The 17,307-nt window shown below is 39.5% G+C and carries 19 protein-coding genes; 14 read left to right on the top strand and 5 right to left on the bottom strand.

Annotated features, from left to right (window positions below; genetic code table 11):
• Positions 1-212 precede the first annotated feature (212 nt).
• From DFR60_RS07635 to guaA, 3 genes are all read left to right on the top strand, one after another.
• Positions 213-923 carry a TFIIB-type zinc ribbon-containing protein gene (locus DFR60_RS07635; protein ID WP_110322361.1) on the top strand — a complete coding sequence of 237 codons (711 nt, stop codon included), beginning with the start codon at positions 213-215 and terminating at the stop codon, positions 921-923.
• An 86-nt stretch (positions 924-1,009) separates the two neighbouring features.
• Positions 1,010-2,158 carry a M42 family metallopeptidase gene (locus DFR60_RS07630; RefSeq protein ID WP_110322360.1) on the top strand — a complete coding sequence of 383 codons (1,149 nt, stop codon included), beginning with the start codon at positions 1,010-1,012 and terminating at the stop codon, positions 2,156-2,158.
• A 366-nt stretch (positions 2,159-2,524) separates the two neighbouring features.
• Positions 2,525-4,066 (top strand): glutamine-hydrolyzing GMP synthase, encoded by a 1,542-nt coding sequence (gene guaA, locus DFR60_RS07625; protein ID WP_110322534.1) that lies wholly within the window; start codon positions 2,525-2,527, stop codon positions 4,064-4,066.
• Positions 4,067-4,316: 250 nt separating this feature from the next.
• Here guaA and DFR60_RS07620 read toward each other — a convergent pair whose 3' ends face one another.
• On the bottom strand, positions 4,317-4,838 hold the full coding sequence (locus tag DFR60_RS07620; RefSeq protein ID WP_110322359.1) for a helix-turn-helix domain-containing protein: 522 nt from the start codon (positions 4,836-4,838) through the stop codon (positions 4,317-4,319).
• 17 nt (positions 4,839-4,855) lie between these two features.
• On the bottom strand, positions 4,856-5,950 hold the full coding sequence (locus DFR60_RS07615) for a PDDEXK nuclease domain-containing protein (RefSeq protein ID WP_110322358.1): 1,095 nt from the start codon (positions 5,948-5,950) through the stop codon (positions 4,856-4,858).
• A gap of 208 nt (positions 5,951-6,158) precedes the next feature.
• On the opposite strand from DFR60_RS07615, the gene DFR60_RS07610 reads away from it, so the two are divergent.
• From DFR60_RS07610 to DFR60_RS07575, 8 genes are all read left to right on the top strand, one after another.
• Positions 6,159-6,347: an HTH domain-containing protein gene (locus DFR60_RS07610; RefSeq protein ID WP_007862765.1), complete on the top strand. Its 189-nt coding sequence runs from the start codon at positions 6,159-6,161 to the stop codon at positions 6,345-6,347.
• Between the two features lie 24 nt (positions 6,348-6,371).
• Positions 6,372-7,457: a site-specific integrase gene (locus DFR60_RS07605; RefSeq protein WP_110322357.1), complete on the top strand. Its 1,086-nt coding sequence runs from the start codon at positions 6,372-6,374 to the stop codon at positions 7,455-7,457.
• 1 nt (position 7,458) lies between these two features.
• Positions 7,459-7,782, top strand: coding sequence for a plasmid mobilization protein (locus DFR60_RS07600; protein ID WP_110322356.1), 324 nt, complete (start codon positions 7,459-7,461; stop codon positions 7,780-7,782).
• The gene (locus DFR60_RS07595; protein WP_110322355.1) at positions 7,779-8,924 is read left to right on the top strand and encodes an AAA family ATPase; all 1,146 of its coding nucleotides are present in this window, start codon (positions 7,779-7,781) and stop codon (positions 8,922-8,924) included. The genes DFR60_RS07600 and DFR60_RS07595 overlap by 4 nt, the downstream gene beginning before the upstream one ends.
• 95 nt (positions 8,925-9,019) lie before the next feature.
• The gene (locus DFR60_RS07590; protein WP_110322354.1) at positions 9,020-9,253 is read left to right on the top strand and encodes a complexin-2; all 234 of its coding nucleotides are present in this window, start codon (positions 9,020-9,022) and stop codon (positions 9,251-9,253) included.
• Positions 9,254-9,338: 85 nt separating this feature from the next.
• Positions 9,339-9,599: a hypothetical protein gene (locus DFR60_RS07585; protein ID WP_110322353.1), complete on the top strand. Its 261-nt coding sequence runs from the start codon at positions 9,339-9,341 to the stop codon at positions 9,597-9,599.
• Between the two features lie 198 nt (positions 9,600-9,797).
• Complete coding sequence (locus tag DFR60_RS07580; RefSeq protein ID WP_110322352.1) at positions 9,798-11,216, top strand: MobA/MobL family protein; 1,419 nt, start codon at positions 9,798-9,800, stop codon at positions 11,214-11,216.
• The gene (locus tag DFR60_RS07575; RefSeq protein WP_110322351.1) at positions 11,206-11,544 is read left to right on the top strand and encodes a DUF6061 family protein; all 339 of its coding nucleotides are present in this window, start codon (positions 11,206-11,208) and stop codon (positions 11,542-11,544) included. Before DFR60_RS07580 ends, DFR60_RS07575 begins: the two co-directional genes overlap by 11 nt.
• A gap of 77 nt (positions 11,545-11,621) precedes the next feature.
• Here the strand turns inward: DFR60_RS07575 and DFR60_RS07570 are convergent, their stop codons facing one another.
• Positions 11,622-12,191, bottom strand: a complete 570-nt coding sequence (locus tag DFR60_RS07570) for a SymE family type I addiction module toxin (protein WP_110322350.1) — start codon at positions 12,189-12,191, stop codon at positions 11,622-11,624.
• 179 nt (positions 12,192-12,370) lie between these two features.
• On the opposite strand from DFR60_RS07570, the gene DFR60_RS07565 reads away from it, so the two are divergent.
• From DFR60_RS07565 to DFR60_RS07555, 3 genes are read left to right on the top strand one after another with little or no spacing between them, the layout of a single operon-like run.
• Entirely contained in the window at positions 12,371-12,583 is a 213-nt protein-coding gene (locus DFR60_RS07565) for a helix-turn-helix transcriptional regulator (protein WP_110322349.1), read from the top strand.
• Positions 12,584-12,619: 36 nt separating this feature from the next.
• A complete protein-coding gene (locus DFR60_RS07560) occupies positions 12,620-14,251 on the top strand; it encodes a hypothetical protein (protein WP_110322348.1) in 1,632 nt (543 codons plus the stop codon).
• A 16-nt stretch (positions 14,252-14,267) separates the two neighbouring features.
• Positions 14,268-15,116 carry a DNA adenine methylase gene (locus tag DFR60_RS07555; RefSeq protein ID WP_110322347.1) on the top strand — a complete coding sequence of 283 codons (849 nt, stop codon included), beginning with the start codon at positions 14,268-14,270 and terminating at the stop codon, positions 15,114-15,116.
• Positions 15,117-15,825: 709 nt separating this feature from the next.
• On the opposite strand, the gene DFR60_RS07550 is transcribed toward DFR60_RS07555, so the two are convergent.
• Positions 15,826-16,614 (bottom strand): nucleoside phosphorylase, encoded by a 789-nt coding sequence (locus DFR60_RS07550; protein ID WP_110322346.1) that lies wholly within the window; start codon positions 16,612-16,614, stop codon positions 15,826-15,828.
• The gene (locus tag DFR60_RS07545; RefSeq protein WP_110322345.1) at positions 16,595-17,209 is read right to left on the bottom strand and encodes a TetR/AcrR family transcriptional regulator; all 615 of its coding nucleotides are present in this window, start codon (positions 17,207-17,209) and stop codon (positions 16,595-16,597) included. The genes DFR60_RS07550 and DFR60_RS07545 overlap by 20 nt, the downstream gene beginning before the upstream one ends.
• Positions 17,210-17,307 lie beyond the last annotated feature (98 nt).

Below are 17,307 nucleotides of genomic sequence, written 5' to 3'. Positions count from 1 at the left end.
TGAAAGCAGAAAAGAGGCGGTAGAAAAAACGGACAAAATATGATAACCTAGAAGGAACAAATCTTAATTCTGCCATATGGGTGAATTCTATCCTTTGTTTCCGAAAGTAAAGTGACGCTATCCAACTTTACGCACAAGATAGGAAAATTATTTGTTTCATGTTATAATTTTCCATAGATACAGACGGATTTTTTGTGGAGAGAGGGAATTTTATGGAGACGATTATCTGCGGACACTGCGGTGCACCGGTGTTTTACGACGACGGGCTTGGGTACGGAATTTGTGAATACTGTGGTTCTATCATAAAAGACAGGGAAGACGCGGGCGAAAAACGGACGAATCTGGACAGGGAAGTCAGCTATATTATGGAAGTGAAGCCATATGCATGGGAATACAAACTGCTTTATGCAGTTCTGGACTCTGGCCTGCAGAAGGCCGGCAGCCTCAAACAGGAAATGTTCCGTCCTCTGTTCCTTACCGATGAGGCCGCAAAAGAGGAGATCCTGCGGTATGTGAAGTGGATCATTGGCAAGATGGAGAAGCTTCAGGAGTATACAGATCCGCTCCACCGCATTTTTAAGGTTGAATTACCGGAGGCAATGGGGCCGCCCGGACAGCCTGGCGATGAAACAAAGCTGGTAAATACCGCAAATCGTATCGGGAGCGTTTATACAGGCCTTATTTACTGGGGATTGGAATTCCAGACCGACGCAACACCCATTAATCTGAAGGGGTTAGCGTTGGAGGCGAGGGGCATGGCCGTATCAATTCTGGAAAATATCGAACAATTTTGCTACCAGGGCAGGAAGCATTTTGCTGGTCTTCAGCCTGGCATGAAGGTGCCGCAGGATACCAGTCTTGTCCTGCGGGAACTGAAGATGGAGCAATTTATGGGTGAGCTTAAGAAACTGGGCGTTCTGTAGCAGTGATCCAATCAGATGGAAAGATAGAAAAATAGAAAGATAGAGAAATAAAAAGATAGAGTAATAGAGGAAAGAGGAGAAACAGCATGATTGATTTAAAGATTCTGGAAGAACTGTCCAATGCGTTCGGTCCCAGCGGTTTTGAGGAAGACGTGGTCAAAGTGATAAAAAAATATTGCAGTGGAATGGCCTTTCGAAATGATGCAATGCACAATGTATACACAGAACTGAAGCCAACGGCTCTTACGGCCGGGACTGGGGACAGCAATGAGATTCATGAGAAGCCTGCATTTTCAACTGACAGACGTCCGGTGCTGATGCTGGATGCCCATCTCGATGAATGCGGATTCATGATTCAGTCTATTATGGAAAATGGTCTTATGAGCATCGTAACACTCGGCGGTTTTCACCTTACCAGCCTTCCGGCCCACTCAGTTATTGTGAGAACGGCAGAGGGGAAAATGCACAGAGGTATTACTACGTCGAAACCGGTTCATTTTCTGACACCGGAGCAGAAGGCGGACAACAGCCTGAGGATCGAGGATATCCTGATTGATGTGGGCGCGTGCAGTCGGGAAGAGGTGCTTGCTGTGTACGGAATCCGTCCGGGCGACCCCGTTGTTCCGGATGTGGCGTATGAATATCATGAGGAAAACGGCATCTGCTTTGGAAAGGCATTTGACAACCGCCTGGGATGCTTCTGTATCATAGAAACTATGAAGGCTCTGATGGAGGAGGAAGACCGCCTGGCGGCCAGAGTCGTGGGTGCGTTTGCGGCCCAGGAAGAGGTGGGAACCAGGGGGGCTGTGGTGACTGCTCAGCAGGTGAGGCCTGATCTGGCGATCGTGTTTGAGGGCTCACCTGCTGATGATCCCTATTTCCAGGCGGGAATCGCGCAGGGAGTGATGAGAGGCGGCGTACAGATCCGCCATCTGGATAACAGCTACGTATCGAATCCGGCGTTTATCCGGTACGCGCATGAGATCGGAGAGAAATTAGGAATTCCCTGTCAGGATGCTGTTCGGAGAGGCGGCAGCACAAACGCAGGGAAGATCAGTCTGACCGGTCAGGCGGTTCCGGTTCTGGTGCTGGGAATTCCTTCCCGATACGTGCACAGCCATTATAATTTCTGTGCGAAATCAGATATTGAGGCGGCCGTATCCATGGCAGTGGAAGTGATCCGCGGCCTGAATGCAGAAAATATGAAGCGGATTTTCAGACAGGACGTGATTTGATAGTATGGTGCCATATGCGTACCTAATCGGGAAAATGTACGCCATGGGCGGAGAAAAGCGTGTCAAACGATTGGATTTTGTGTCAAAGAAACGGGATTTTGAGGAGTGGGAGTCGTTTATTTTTCACAGCTTTTTCTGAGGATGCGAGAAAATACTTGTCAAGGCTTTTCCGATAGAATATAATATCATGGAAAGAGCTGTTGCAGAAATCGGTTAAGATGCATGCAACAGCCTTTCATCTTCATTTACAATTTTTGTTTTTTATTGCAGGAATGCGGGAATGCTAAAGATAAAGCGGCTTATGTCCGGTTTTTTTCATTTCCGGCGTTCGTGATACCGTACATGATTATTATAGGAGGAATACCCGTGGAAAGAGAAATGATTATTGTTCTGGATTTCGGTGGTCAGTACAACCAGCTGATTGCCAGACGAGTCAGAGAATGCAATGTTTACTGTGAGGTTCATCCATACACACTGGGATTGGATAAGATCAGGGAAATGAATCCGAAGGGAATCATTTTCACCGGAGGCCCTAATAGTGTATACAAGGAGGAGTCCCCACATTGCGAAAAAGAAATCTTTGAGATGGGAATTCCGATCCTTGGAATCTGTTATGGTTCCCAGTTGATGGCTCATATGCTGGGCGGAAGCGTTGCGACGGCTCCAGTCAGCGAATATGGCAAGACGGAAGTGGATGCAGAGGCGGACAGCAGGATCCTCGATTCCGTGAGTCCGAAGACGGTCTGCTGGATGAGCCATACAGATTATATAGAAAAAGCCCCGGAAGGCTTCAAGGTTACCGCTCACACACCAGTGTGCCCGGTGGCAGGCATGGAATGTGAGGAGCGCGGCCTCTATGCGGTTCAGTTCCATCCGGAGGTTATGCACACACAGGAAGGCATGAAGATGCTGTCCAATTTCGTATACAACGTCTGTAAATGTTCCGGGGACTGGAAGATGGATTCCTTCGTTGAATCTTCCATACAGTCTATCCGCGAAAAAGTCGGCAGCGGCAAGGTGCTCTGTGCTCTGTCCGGCGGAGTGGATTCTTCCGTAGCAGCCGTTATGCTGGCGAAAGCAGTTGGAAAACAGCTGACCTGCGTATTTGTAGACCATGGTCTTCTGCGCAAGGATGAAGGCGACGAGGTGGAGGCTGTCTTTGGCCCCAATGGTCCTTATGATTTGAATTTTATCCGCGTCAACGCCCAGGAACGTTTCTATGAGAAACTGAAAGGGGCGGAGGAGCCGGAGCAGAAGAGAAAGATCATCGGAGAAGAATTTATCCGTGTATTTGAAGATGAAGCAAAGAAGATCGGCACGGTGGATTATTTCGTGCAGGGAACCATTTATCCGGACGTGATTGAGTCAGGACTTGGAAAGTCAGCCGTGATCAAGTCTCACCACAACGTGGGCGGACTTCCGGAGCATGTGGATTTTAAGGAGATCATCGAGCCGCTGCGCCTTCTGTTTAAGGATGAGGTAAGAAAGGCCGGTCTGGAACTTGGAATTCCGGAATATTTGGTTTACCGCCAGCCGTTCCCGGGCCCGGGCCTGGGCGTGCGCATCATCGGCGAGATCACACCGGACAAGGTAAAAATTGTTCAGGAAGCCGATGCAATCTACCGCGAGGAGATTGCAAAAGCCGGAGTCGATAAGGGACTCGGCCAGTATTTCGCGGCGCTGACGAATATGCGGTCGGTTGGCTGCATGGGTGATGAGAGAACGTACGATTATGCCGTTGCACTGAGAGCCGTGCTTACATCTGATTTTATGACTGCGGAGTCGGCAGAACTTCCGTGGGAGGTCCTGGGAACTGTGACCAGGAGAATTGTCAATGAAGTGAAGGGCGTGAACCGGGTACTGTATGATTGTACGGGGAAGCCGCCGGCTACGATTGAGTTTGAGTGAGTTTGTGGGATGTAAAAACCTAGAGTTTATGAGGCATTCAAATAAATTTGTTTAGTGAGTGGCAACGATTTGGCAACATTTGATACCTACTGATATAATGTGTGCGTACAATGAGCCAAGCGAATATGCTTGCATATTCAGTTGGCGAATGTCGCGACAACGAAGTTACTTTACTTCAAATAGCATAGAAAAACCTTACTGATTTTCAGTTCCAGGAATGGATAAGGAAGTCGGTAAGGTTTTTTTGTGCTTATTTTTCTTTTTTTAATTCGCTGACCAGAAAATCACTAAGTGCTTGAGAGGGAGCTTTTGCCCAATGATGAGAGTTGTCAAGTTCTGGATATTTGTAGCGCCATTGGTCGTATTCCTCTTTGGTGATCTCGCCTTGTTCCAATTTGGCAGACATCTGTTGCCATGCCTGAAACATGTTGAACAGTGAAGTATAGTTGTCACGATTGGATTTGTCCAGACGCAGACAGAGTTCCCCGTCTATTTCACTTATTTTAAGTCCGTACACATCTTCCAATGTAAAGAGGGTGTGCATAAGACCGATGTAGGTGTCTATGTTGGGCACAGTGAGCGCATGAATGCTGACATCAAAGATACCAGCCATTTCTTTTACAAGGTCTATCTTAGGCACTCTGGCTTCTGATTCATACTGAGCCATACGGACATCAGAGGTTTTACCGAGAAAGCCGAGAATTTCCCCAAGCTGCTTTTGTGTCATTCCTTTTCTATTGCGGAAAAATTTGATACGTTGTCCGATTGCCATAATAATAGTCTCCTTCGTTAATTGTCGTATTCTTCGTCAATCCATTGCTTCAACTTATCCTGTAATACTTTTTTATCTGGCAAGTACAGTTTATATTCAGAAGCATAGATATTAGCATCTTTTGGCAGAGTGATTTCGACCAATGCATCATTTTTCTCTTTGCATAACAAAATACCTATCGTTGGATTTTCTGTATCTAACTTTTCATATCTGTCATAATAATTTACATACATTTGCATCTGTCCAATATCCTGGTGAGTTAATTTGTCAACTTTTAAATCAATCAAAACATAACAGTGTAACAAACGATTATAAGTAACAAGATCGACGTAAAAATTATCTTCATTAAATGTGAATCGCTTCTGTCTTGCTTCAAACAGATAGCCTTTCCCCATCTCCAAAAGAAATTTTTGTAATTTATCAATAATTGCCGATTCTAAGTCAGATTCCACATATTTTGCCTTCTCTTCTATTCCGAGAAATTCCAGAACTGTCGGTTGCTTTATTATATCCTGTGGTTTTGCAATTACATTTCCTTCTGTTGAAAGACGCAAAATATCTGATCTATCTTTACTTAATGCCAATCGCTCATACAAACTTGAATTATATTGCCGTTGTAGTGTTCTTACACTCCAATTTGATTTCGCTGCCTCAATTTCGTAGAAATTACGCTCTTCAGCATTCTCAATTCGCATTAATTGTAAATAATGCGACCAAGATAATTGGAATGGCATATCTTCATTCAAAAGGCTAAACACCGTTTCGCTTTTTTCGATTGCAAAAAGGCTAAACACTGTTTCACTTATTCGCTCCTTGTAAATCAGATAAAATTTTCTGGCATTTTTCAGTGTGTCACCAGAAAATCCCCGGCCAAATTCATTCAATAATTTTTCTGATAAATTCTTGATAACCTGTTGCCCATATTTTGCCCGGGTGCTGCCTTCCTGCTGTTCTTCTACAATCCATCTTCCAATAGAATAATAGGTCATTAACTGTATGAAATTCACTTGTTTTACTGCAAGGCTACGGGCATACTGAATCAAATCCACAGTATTTAGATATAGCTTATCTATATTTGTTTCCGATATGGAGACATCGGCTTTATTTTCCATTTTATTTCGCTCCTATTCAAATTTTGATTGATGAGAAACTAAACATATATGTTTGTGTAGAGTATAACACAGGCGAAAATGAATAGCAATAAGAAACTAAACAAAAAAAGTTAATATTTTTCTGCAAACCACTTGACTTAACGGTAAATGTTTAGTAATATAATGTTACAAAACTTAAATAAATATGTTTAAGAAAGGAGAAGGAAACTTGCAAAGTAAAACTTTCATCAGCGTTCAGGAAGTTGCAGAAGAATTAGGAGTATCAAAATCCTATGCGTACAGAGTTGTCAAACAGCTCAATGAAGAATTAAAGCAACAGGGTTATCTTACAGTAGCAGGCCGGGTAAATGCCCAGTATTTCCATAAAAAAATATGTTACAACGAGCGGCACGTTTAAAGTGCCGCAGAAAGGAGCCATAAGATGGCAGTTTATAAAGATGGAAACACAGGAAAATGGCGCGCCGTATTTCGCTTTACTGATTGGAAGGGGGAACGGAAGCAGACACAAAAGAGAGGTTTTGCGACCAAGCGGGAAGCTCTGAACTGGGAGCGGGAAACTATGCTGAAACAGGAAGCAAAACTTGATATGACCTTTGGTAGTTTCTTTGAAATCTATGAAACCGACAAAAGAAAACGGGTAAAGGAAAATACATGGGAATCCAAGAGCCATGTGATACGCACAAAGATACTTCCTTATTTTGAATCACGTAAGATGGAAGAAATAGAGCCAAAGGATATTATTGCGTGGCAGAATGAGTTGTTATCTTATAAAGATGAATCCGGCCAGCCCTATTCCGCAACTTATTTGAAAACGATACATAGTCAATTAAGCGCTATTTTTAATCACGCAGTAAGATTTTATCACTTACCCTCAAATCCGGCGCAGAAAGCCGGAGCAATGGGTTCAGAGGAACATAAGGAAATGTTGTTCTGGACAAAAGAAGAATATCTGAAATTTGCAGATGCCATGATGGACAAACCACAATCTTATTATGCGTTTGAAATACTGTATTGGTGTGGTATCCGTATGGGGGAGCTTCTGGCACTAACACCCAAAGATTTTGATTTTGGAAAGTGTACTTTAACTATTAACAAATCATATCAGCGGTTAAAAGGGAGAGATGTCATTACTTCTCCCAAAACACCAAAGAGTAACCGTACTATTAAAATGTCGAAGTTTCTCTGTGAAGAGATACAGGAATATATTGATATGCTTTATAGTATCGGAGAAAACGAAAGGCTGTTTCCGATCACTAAATCTTATCTTCATCATGAGATGGACAGAGGTTCCAAGCAGAGCGGAGTAAAACGGATCAGAGTGCATGATTTACGTCATTCACATATTTCCCTTTTAATAGAGATGGGATTTTCGGCACTTGCAATCGCACAGAGGGTAGGACACGAGAGTATAGATATTACTTACCGATATGCACACTTGTTTCCAACGAAGCAGACGGAGATGGCAGACAGATTGGATATTGAAAGAATGGGAAAGGAAGAAAAATAAAATGGATAAAAATTTAGATTATCAGGGGCGTTGGAGAAGCAAGACGGTAGCCTTTCGGGTATCGAAGGAAGAAGGGAAGCTGCTTGATGATTGTGTGAGGCTTTCAGGACTTACGAAACAGGATTACATCATACGGAAGTTGCTGAACCGGGAAGTAGTGGTACAAGGGAATCCGAGGGTGTATAAGGCTCTTAGAAATCAGATGGCAGAGATTTATGAGGAATTAATGAGATTGAAACAATACAGCGAGGTTGGCGATGAACTTCTTTATACACTGCAAGTAGTGGCAGAAACCTTAAATGGATTAAAGGGGGAAGAGGAATGACAGTAATTAAAAAAGCAGCCGTTCCAGATTTATCTATTGGCGTAGATGTGGAACAGCCGCTTCCTTATAAAGACAATGAAATTATAACAGATTCAAAAGAGCAATTCAATCAACAAGCCATAAATAACTTAACGGTAAACATGACGACAGCCGGAGAAAATGACTTACGAACTATCTCTATGACAGAATTGTACGACACAGCTTATCCGCCACGGGTTCCGATTGTAGAGGGATTAATTTTTAATGGAACTTATCTCTTCGTCGGAGCACCGAAGGTAGGTAAATCGTTCTTCATGGCGCAGCTTGGTTATCATGTCAGCATGGGAATCCCTTTATGGGGATTTTCTGTGACAAAAGGTACTGTTTTATATCTGGCGTTGGAAGATGATTATGCCAGATTACAAAGACGGTTATCAAAAATGTTTGGCATGGAGGGGAGCAGCAATCTTCACTTTGCAACACAATCTAAGGCCTTAAATAAGGGATTAGAGGAACAGTTACATAAGTTTGTAAAGGAGCATGAGGATGCCAGACTTATTATAATAGATACGCTTCAAAAGGTGCGTGAAGCGAGTGGCGACAAACTAAGCTACGGAAATGATTATGAAATCGTAACTAAGCTGAAAAGGTTCAGCGATCAGTATGGTATCTGTCTGCTGGTCGTTCATCATACAAGAAAAATGGAATCTTCCGACAGCTTTGATATGATTTCAGGAACCAACGGTTTGTTGGGCGCCGCTGATGGAGCATTTATTATGCAGAAAGAAAAGCGGACAGAGAATAAAGCGGTATTGGAAGTTGCCGGACGTGATCAGCAAGACCAGAGACTATTTCTTAATTTTAATCGAGAACAATGTGTATGGGAACTTACCAAATCAGAAACAGAGCTATGGAAGGAGCCTGTAGATTCTGTGCTGGAATCACTTGCTACAGTAGTGACAAATGAAGCGCCGGAATGGAGCGGTTCCGCATCAGAATTATTACAGCTTTTGCCGGAAATAGATATGCAGCCAAATGCTTTCACACGTAAGTTGAATGTCAGTCTGGAACGGTTACTGATAGATTACAACATTAAGTATGAAAGTGTTCGGGAACATAGCGGCAGAAAAATAAAGTTATCACTGATTCAAACAAAGGCGTGACGATATGTGACGGTGGTGACGGTATTTTACATACCTAAGTGGTATAGATAATATCGTCACTATCGACACAACCGACACGCAGAAAGGAATACAAAATGAAGAATGTACAGATATCAGAAGATTTATTTATTGCACTGATGAAATATCATTTGTTGGAGATAGAAGAAGTGCAGCCGGAAATAAAAAAGGGATTGATGGATAAGTTGGATTCTATATCAATGCGATTATTGTATTCCCAATATAAGACCGCACCAACGGAGGAAGAAAAAGAGAAGGCAAGAAAGGAATATCTGGATAAGCGAGGTGTGCCGGATAGTTTTCGATGGTAAGTTTTCTTTAAATATTTAAGACAGGAGCGTGGCACGCTCCTGTGATAAGCAGACAACGAAAAATCTGAATTGGAGGGCTAAGTTAATGATAAAACAGCCAGCATATGGAAGCCGGAATGTGAATGATTATTTTTACGAAAGTGAAAGAAAGCGAATTGCAAAGATGAATAAAGTCATTGGAAATATTGAACTGACGAAAGGAGAGGAACAGACCTTTATATGGCTTGCCGGGTGGGAAGAAAGCACCGTAGACCATATTTTATCTGTAATTGAAAAGGCAGCCCGGAAACGGGCGTATGGAGTGGGCGGATATGCCCATAATGAAAAAGAAAAAGCAGAGCAATGACAAAGGCAAAGTATCTCTCCTAAGCCCTCGGCGTTTGAGAGCGAAATACACCCATTGCACAAACCTACGGTTTATGCAACGGGAATTTCGCGATTGCATCGAGCTTCAGGCAGCAAAGCTGCCCATATAGTCCGGTAACGGACATAGTAAAAAACATAGATTGTATATTCATATTTGCAAGGAGAAAGGAAGCGGTATATGCCAAGACATTCTTTTGTGCAGATACAAAAGATTACGAACGTAAAAGGTAGGATTGACTATATATCAAGCCATGCCAGACAGGAAAATTTGTATGCAGTTTATGATACGGCTCCGCTGAAATTTTGGAATATGCTTGCAAAGGAAAGTCAGCGGGAATTTCTGAAAAGCGGTACAGAAGGGAAGTGCATAGAGGCTAGAGAATTAATTATTGCGCTTCCAGAATCCTATGTAAACTTTGAACCGGATTGGGTATTAAAAACTTTTACAGACAGCTTCAAGGAAACACATGGAGTTGAGTGTGTGGCTGCTCTCCATCATAATAAAAAGAAAACAAATTATCATATTCATTTGATTTTCAGTGAAAGGACAATGCTGGAGGAACCTGATATAAAAATTGCAAGCCGAAATATGTTTTATGATGAGCATGGAAAGCATGTAAGGACAAAGAAAGAGTTATTAGATGAGCAAGGGAATATGAGAAGTGGTTGTACTATAATTGCCAAAGGAGAGGTTTATGAAAAGAGATTGTTTTCTAATAAAATATCTCATTTTAAAAGTGATGTATTTTTAGAAAATGAGAAGAAAAGGTATACAGATTTAATTAATCTTTACATAAAGAATCCATTAGAGCAGTTAAAGGTTTTTGATAAATCTGGCGTTTATCTTCCGATGAAAAAGATTGGAAAGAACAATCCAAAAGCGGCTGATATAATAGCGGATAACCAGGCCAGAAAAGAATGGAACCAAGCGGTAGATGTGGCTCTGGTGGAGGGCGTGCCGGAAGCAGACATTAAAGAAATAAAGAAGGTGGAAATATCAAAAAAAGTAGGGCAGTCCATAGCTGTGAATGGAAGAAATCCCGGATTGTTTTTGCAGATTATTATGCGGGCCAAAGTGATATTAATGAATTTGCTTTCTAAACAGAAGCTGCCACCTCAACCGAAGATTACTGTTGACATTACAGAGTTTCGTAAAATGCAAGGGATTAAACAAGACTTGGATAAACAGGTGCGGATTATCAGGCACATTGAAGAGAAGGAGCTGCCGGACTTGTTACAGCAGTCTGGAAATTTAAAAGGAATATTCAAATCTAAGGAACGAAAGGAAGTGGAAAGGCAGATTGAGATAGCACAGAATAGAGTGTCCGATCTGAAATCTTATCTGGCCAAGGCAGTCACCCGATATGGATATAAAAATATACAGTCTTTTATAAAGGTGTATGGACAGTGTGAAAAGGAAGTACAGCAGTATCAAAAAGAATTAGAGGAATGGAAAGAGAATAACGGATTAAAGCAGCCAAAACCAGAAAGTATCAGAGATAAGTTAAGGCGATATGAGCAGGAAGCGAAGGAGAAAAATTTGGCGGTGTTATATTTGCCAACACAGAAAAAGGAGAAGCACAGGAATGAAAGATAATATTTTAAAATGCGAGTACAATATGGATAACGGTTATGTGGAAGTATATTTTAAAGATGGTAATATGTTAAAGTTAAAATGTGAAGAAGTGGAGTCTCGGCTCCGGCTGACGGAACATTCTCAAAGTAAGATATGGAAGTTGCTTGATGAAAATCCAATAGAGTACGTTTCTATGGCGTTGTCGGGGGAAATGCAGAAGTATTGCGATATAGAAGATGATATGGTTAAAAGCTCTCACGATATGTTATTGCAACAATATCTGGACTTAGGATACAATGAGGCAACAGCAGAAGCGTTAATTAGAGAATTTTACAGATATGACAGTTAAATAGAGAAAAAAATCTGGGAGAGCGTAAAGCTGCTTCCAGATTTTTTGTTTTCCAGAGATTAATGGATTCGTTAGTATCATTCGTCTAACAGGATTACAAGTTTGCTTTGATAGCATTCAATACGGACACTACAGCCAATGGAGAAGCCCCACTTTTCTACCCATTTACCTTGTATAATTATTTGTGGTACAGGCTGATTGCTTCGGAGGGTAGTGGAATAGATTCTTAATTTGTGGGTGTTGATTTGGTAATCAGGAGAATTTTCAGAAAGGATATTCTCATTTAGAGAATGGTTATTCATTACTTTGAATACTCTTGAAAGCATGGTATCCTGTCCGAGCTTACAAGGAACAGAAAAATCCGGCATTCTGCTTCCACTTGTAATGTCGTTGACCTCGTTAAAAAGAAAGTGTCTGTTTTGATGAATGAAGGTGGATAGCATCCAAAAATTGTTGAGCTGATATAACATATCTGCAATAGAATAAAAATCAGTTCTTCTAAGTGCCTTGTTTGAATAGTAATTCTCAAAATCTAAGTCATTTGACATCATAAGAAAACGAAAGTTTTCAATGAAACTTCTTTGCTCTGTATCGGTTTGCAGCTTGCAAAACTCGTTGACTATGTACTTGTTTAAATCTTGTTCCATATTGTGACCTCCTATAAATCCACTTAAATATAGTATAAAACATTTATAAGTATGATAATACATCTTTGAGTAGATAATGTCAATAGGGTTCGTCACTATAATGTAGGAAACATCATTTTTCGTTGTAAATTCATATGTTTCAGTGTATAATTTGAGGTATATGAATGGAGGATTACACAATGGGAATGGCTAAAAAAATCAGAACGATACTCTTAGAAAGAGATATGACAATAAAGGAACTGGCGGAGAAAATCGGAACGAATGGAAATAATTTGAGTAATAAGCTGTCACGTGATAATTTTTCGGAGAAAGAATTGAGGGATATTGCGGAGGCGTTGGATTGTGATTATGATGGGATATTTACTTTGAGGGATAGTGGGAAAACTATATAATGGATTTAAATAAATTAACTTAGGAGGAAGGTTACTTTGTATACAACAAGACATATATCACCTTTAGAATTACATTTAGACGAGGATAATCCTAGATTTAGAATTAATGTGAATCCATCTCAAGAAGATATTAGAGATTATATGATATCACATGAAGATGTATTGCGTCTGGCTACTAAAATGGTAGAAATGGATACAGTTTTACCAGGGGAACGAATAATAATTTTTGATGATAATAATAGAAATGTTGTACTTGAGGGTAATAGAAGAACATGTGCATATCAGCTATTTTTAAATAGAGAGCTTATACCTAATAAATATCTTAGGAGTTTTCCAAAACCGAGTGAAAGATTTTTGAAAGAAATTGAAAACATATCAGTTGATGTAGTACAAACTCGGAAAGAAGCAATGGCCTATCTTGCAGCAAGGCATATCGAAGGTATAAAAACATGGTCATCAGTTTCCAAATGGCGTATATCATATGAATATTATATTGATAATGTTCCTGTTAAAGAAATTTCAAGTATTTTAGCTTTGCCGGTTACCAAAATCAAGTCAAACATTTGCGACTATAAAATCTTACTTAGAGGTTTAAAACATGAGAATTGGACTGATGAGGAACGTATTATTCTTAGTCCACTAGATATTAAACCTGATAAATTAATACGATTATTCCATTTGTCTGAAACAACTCAGAATTTAGGCTTTTATTTTGATGATAATTATGATTTAAAATCATCTTTTATATCTGATGAAGGTATAGACAAAATTATACATATTTTAACAAACAAAGCATTTATTGAAAACTCTATAAATACAAGAACAAAGTATATGGATATAGCCGATGAGATTGTTAGCATAGTAGAATCATATAAGGTAAAAAAAGAAACTTCTTCGGATAAGGATTCCAATGATCCAAAGGATACTCAAGGAGAAAACACAGATAACCCTCAAGGAGAAACGAACACAGAAACTGGAAAGGAGCCTCAAGAAGAGACAGGTACTGAAACTGGGAAGGGGGATCAGGGAAATTCAGGTACCAAAACTGGAGAAGGAAACCAAGGAGAAACGAGTACTGAAACTGGAACTGGAACACAAGGTGGAGCTGGAGATGGTGAACAAGTAGGAGGTACTGGAAAAGGGAAAGGTGCAAAGGGCGGAACAAGCAGTACCGGTGGAACAAATAATCTGCCATACTTTTTTCAAGGAATAGATTATAGTAAGTTAAATCCAAATGATGCAGATTCTCACGGAATTAGTAGAGTATGCAAAGAAATTCAGTTGTTTTCTAATAGGAGATTGGTTGAGACATTTCCAATTGCAGCAACATTTCTGATGAGAACGGTAATTGAGCATTCGTTTATTTACTACTCTAAAAAAACTAAAATACAGGGTCAAAATAAGTTGATTTGGGAAAATATATCTAAGAATGGAGTTGCAAATAAATTAAATGCAATTATAAAAAATTACTCAATAAATTTGCCAAATTATATTCAAGATAGTAATATTAGAGAATATTATAATGATTTATTTAGAGATTATGATAAAAGCGTGAATCCATTAAATTGGGTGGTACATAGACCAGATGAATATCTTTTACCAGCAAAAGAGTTAATTGAATTGCCACGTAAAGGGCTATTAGCCGTTATAAATTATTTGATTTCTTAGAAATGAGGGTAAGAAAATGCCAATAACAGATTCACCGCTAAGATACCCAGGTGGGAAAACGAAATTATATAAAGTTATAAATGAAATAATTCAAAAGAATAGAAACCCTGACAGGTGTATTTATGTTGAGCCATTTGCAGGTGGATCAGGTCTTGCGCTTAGGTTACTATTTAGAGGAGATGTAGATTACCTAGTCCTCAACGACATTGACTATGGAGTGTATTGTTTTTGGAATTCATGTTTGACTAAAACAGATGAGATTTGCAGCATGGTTGAACAAACAAATGTTGATATAGATAATTGGAATATACAGAAGAATATTTATAATTCTAAAAATCTATATTCAGATTTAGAAATTGGATTTGCTACATTTTTTTTAAATAGATGTAATGTATCTGGTATTATTAAAGGTGGACCTATTGGAGGAAAAGAACAGATTGGTAACTACGGTCTTGATGCAAGATATAATAAAAAAGATTTGATTGTTAAAATAAAGAAAATTGGTCAGTACAAAAATAATATTGAATTTTTTAATTTAGATGCAACAGATTTTTTGCTAAACATAGTCTGCCAATATCCTAAAAATGAAATCTTTTTAAATATCGATCCTCCATATGTAAAAAAGGGTTCCTCACTATACGAAAACGCGTTCAAATATGAGGATCATGCACAGCTATCAAATATAATTAAAACATTGGATTATAATTGGATAGTTACCTATGATAAATGCGATTTTATAGATAATTTGTTTTCGGATTACAGAAAAGAATCTTTAAATTTGAATTATAGCGCAGGTCAAACTAAAAGTGGGGAAGAATATTTAATATATGGAAATTCGCTTATTGCTTTAACTAATGGTGAGTAGAAGTTTTGCTTTCTATCTGGTAAAAGGAATGGCAACATTTTGGCAACAAAAAATCAGCAAGTCAAAATAATATGTATAAATGAAGTAAAAAGTAGGCATAAAAATCACAAAATCTAAACAAAAGTGTTTAGAATCACCTATGGACTTGCCGAGTTTGAATAGTAGACATATTCCCGGGAACCCAGTAAAATCAAGGGTTCCCTAGATTTTTTTGCCCATCCGGTACGAAAACGGTACGCATTATTCCGGAAACTAATACTGTCTTAAAGAAGTCAGGCAGAGTAGAAAAAAGACGATATAATATGCCCAGCCGCGCATTACCCCCATCAGCCTCTATCTAAGTTTGTGGAGCGCTCCTGAAAACGTTAATAGAATGACTATTTACGGAGGCCATTTATATCGCCTGGCTCTGCTTTGGCTCTAATTATTTGAAAACTAATATATTTTTAAACGTGTATCACTATTTTGTACCGTACAACTTCATAAATCTGAGTTTATGAAAATAGCATACCGGCATTAAAGTCTCAATATGTCGACGCGATCCATATGCCAGCATAATCCAGACATCAGCATAATCCAGACACCAGATCAGTAAATCATAAACTTCCCCTATATCAAAGATTAACCGGAATCGGCACAACCTTATTTCCCATTTCAGATAAATAAAAAATTATAAAAATAAATTTTCTATGTCCTAAACCTCACACCATCATTTTACCATATCGCAATCCCGATAAAGAGCCAATCCGCACTCTAAAGCCAGCATAAAATATTTCTCAGCATTATCTACTCCATAGTCGGTCAAATCTCTTTGTTCCCATTCCCCATGATCCAGGCTGTCTGCACTATAAAAAAACTGAACAAACGGAATATGCCTGTATTTCGCAGCGGCCAATAAAGCCGAGTATTCCATATCAACGGCGATACAGCCAGCTTCTTTGCGCTCCGTAATTGTGTTCAAGGTTTCTCGGTAGATACCATCTGTTGTCCATATTTTTCCTGTAGTATAAGGACAGCCACACCTCTTCAGACTTTCTGTTAAATGTTTTGTTATTTCCTGGTCCGGGGCTATTTCTTCGCTCGGCGCTAAATAATGGTAACTCGTTCCTTCATCTCGTACTGCCCCGGTAGGGACGATTAAATTGTGCTGGACGGTATCGTCATCCAATACACCGCAGCAGCCGAAGAAAACAAATTTTTTTGCCCCGGAAGCAATTACTTCTTCAAAACAGCTCACACTGGCAGGGGCACCGACTAATGAAAGGTAGAATGCAAACTCTTTTCCTCCATACGTAATTTTATAGACTGGATTTTCTCCATTTGCAGTAATTAAATTGGTAATTACTTCAGCATTGCTCTGAGTAGAAACTTTATCTATAATTCGCTTTGAAAATGTAGATATACAGACTTCCGGGAAATTTTCGACCGGCTTTACCGTATCAGTCGGATTTAAAATAGCACGATCCATTGTACGATTACTATAAAATACTGTTTTCATATGGTATCTCCTCACTTTCTGGTAATAATAAAAGCTTTATTTGCTCAATAATTCTTTTTGGAATATTTGTATCAATATCCATCATGACACCATACATTCTTACTCCCTGATAGGAAAATACAATCAAATCAAAGATTGCCTCCGGGTTTACCGTCTTAAATTCCTTTCGTTTCATACCGTACTGGATAAAGTCAACCCACATATTTTTCGAATCGAGATATTGCTGAGTAATGGAATTATCGCTTTTGGATATATTCGGATTGCTGAAGAATTCATAGATGGCAATGCTTAAAGAGGAACATTGGTCTAACATTTCTTTTTCGTATCTCATTAAAACATCACAAAGAATTTCTGCTGCTGGTGTACCTTTCTGCATTTTTTCAGAAAATTCATTTTGCTGATTTCCCATAAGAAAATTTACAATTTCGAGAAAAATTTGTTCGGTACTTTCATAATGGCGATACAGTCCCCCGCGGCTAAGTCCTGTATTTTCGCAAATATCTTTCATAGTCACATCTTTGTAGCCTTTTTCAGTAAAAAGTTTAAATGCCTCCATACAGATGAGCTGCTTGGTTTGATCTCCCTTAATTCCCATTTTCAGTATTCTCCTTTGCGACACGCATGTCTCTTTTTGTATTATGCGACATATGTGTCGCTTTGTCAATGAGAATTTGTTATAAACTTAAGAAGTAA

The sequence above is a fragment of the Hungatella effluvii genome (assembly GCF_003201875.1).
GTDB classification, from domain to species: domain Bacteria; phylum Bacillota; class Clostridia; order Lachnospirales; family Lachnospiraceae; genus Hungatella; species Hungatella effluvii.
Note: the sequence above shows the minus strand (reverse complement) of the source record. Positions and strands in the feature narration are given on the sequence as shown.

What these genes read in the sequence shown, in the direction of transcription:
- DFR60_RS07635 (WP_110322361.1), top strand. Translation starts at nt 213, where the DNA reads ATGGAGACGATTATCTGCGGACACTGCGGTGCACCGGTGTTTTACGAC.
- DFR60_RS07630 (WP_110322360.1), top strand. Translation starts at nt 1,010, where the DNA reads ATGATTGATTTAAAGATTCTGGAAGAACTGTCCAATGCGTTCGGTCCC.
- DFR60_RS07620 (WP_110322359.1), bottom strand. Translation starts at nt 4,838, where the DNA reads ATGGCAATCGGACAACGTATCAAATTTTTCCGCAATAGAAAAGGAATG.
- DFR60_RS07615 (WP_110322358.1), bottom strand. Translation starts at nt 5,950, where the DNA reads ATGGAAAATAAAGCCGATGTCTCCATATCGGAAACAAATATAGATAAG.
- DFR60_RS07605 (WP_110322357.1), top strand. Translation starts at nt 6,372, where the DNA reads ATGGCAGTTTATAAAGATGGAAACACAGGAAAATGGCGCGCCGTATTT.
- DFR60_RS07600 (WP_110322356.1), top strand. Translation starts at nt 7,459, where the DNA reads ATGGATAAAAATTTAGATTATCAGGGGCGTTGGAGAAGCAAGACGGTA.
- DFR60_RS07595 (WP_110322355.1), top strand. Translation starts at nt 7,779, where the DNA reads ATGACAGTAATTAAAAAAGCAGCCGTTCCAGATTTATCTATTGGCGTA.
- DFR60_RS07590 (WP_110322354.1), top strand. Translation starts at nt 9,020, where the DNA reads ATGAAGAATGTACAGATATCAGAAGATTTATTTATTGCACTGATGAAA.
- DFR60_RS07585 (WP_110322353.1), top strand. Translation starts at nt 9,339, where the DNA reads ATGATAAAACAGCCAGCATATGGAAGCCGGAATGTGAATGATTATTTT.
- DFR60_RS07580 (WP_110322352.1), top strand. Translation starts at nt 9,798, where the DNA reads ATGCCAAGACATTCTTTTGTGCAGATACAAAAGATTACGAACGTAAAA.
- DFR60_RS07575 (WP_110322351.1), top strand. Translation starts at nt 11,206, where the DNA reads ATGAAAGATAATATTTTAAAATGCGAGTACAATATGGATAACGGTTAT.
- DFR60_RS07570 (WP_110322350.1), bottom strand. Translation starts at nt 12,191, where the DNA reads ATGGAACAAGATTTAAACAAGTACATAGTCAACGAGTTTTGCAAGCTG.
- DFR60_RS07565 (WP_110322349.1), top strand. Translation starts at nt 12,371, where the DNA reads ATGGGAATGGCTAAAAAAATCAGAACGATACTCTTAGAAAGAGATATG.
- DFR60_RS07555 (WP_110322347.1), top strand. Translation starts at nt 14,268, where the DNA reads ATGCCAATAACAGATTCACCGCTAAGATACCCAGGTGGGAAAACGAAA.
- DFR60_RS07550 (WP_110322346.1), bottom strand. Translation starts at nt 16,614, where the DNA reads ATGAAAACAGTATTTTATAGTAATCGTACAATGGATCGTGCTATTTTA.
- DFR60_RS07545 (WP_110322345.1), bottom strand. Translation starts at nt 17,209, where the DNA reads ATGGGAATTAAGGGAGATCAAACCAAGCAGCTCATCTGTATGGAGGCA.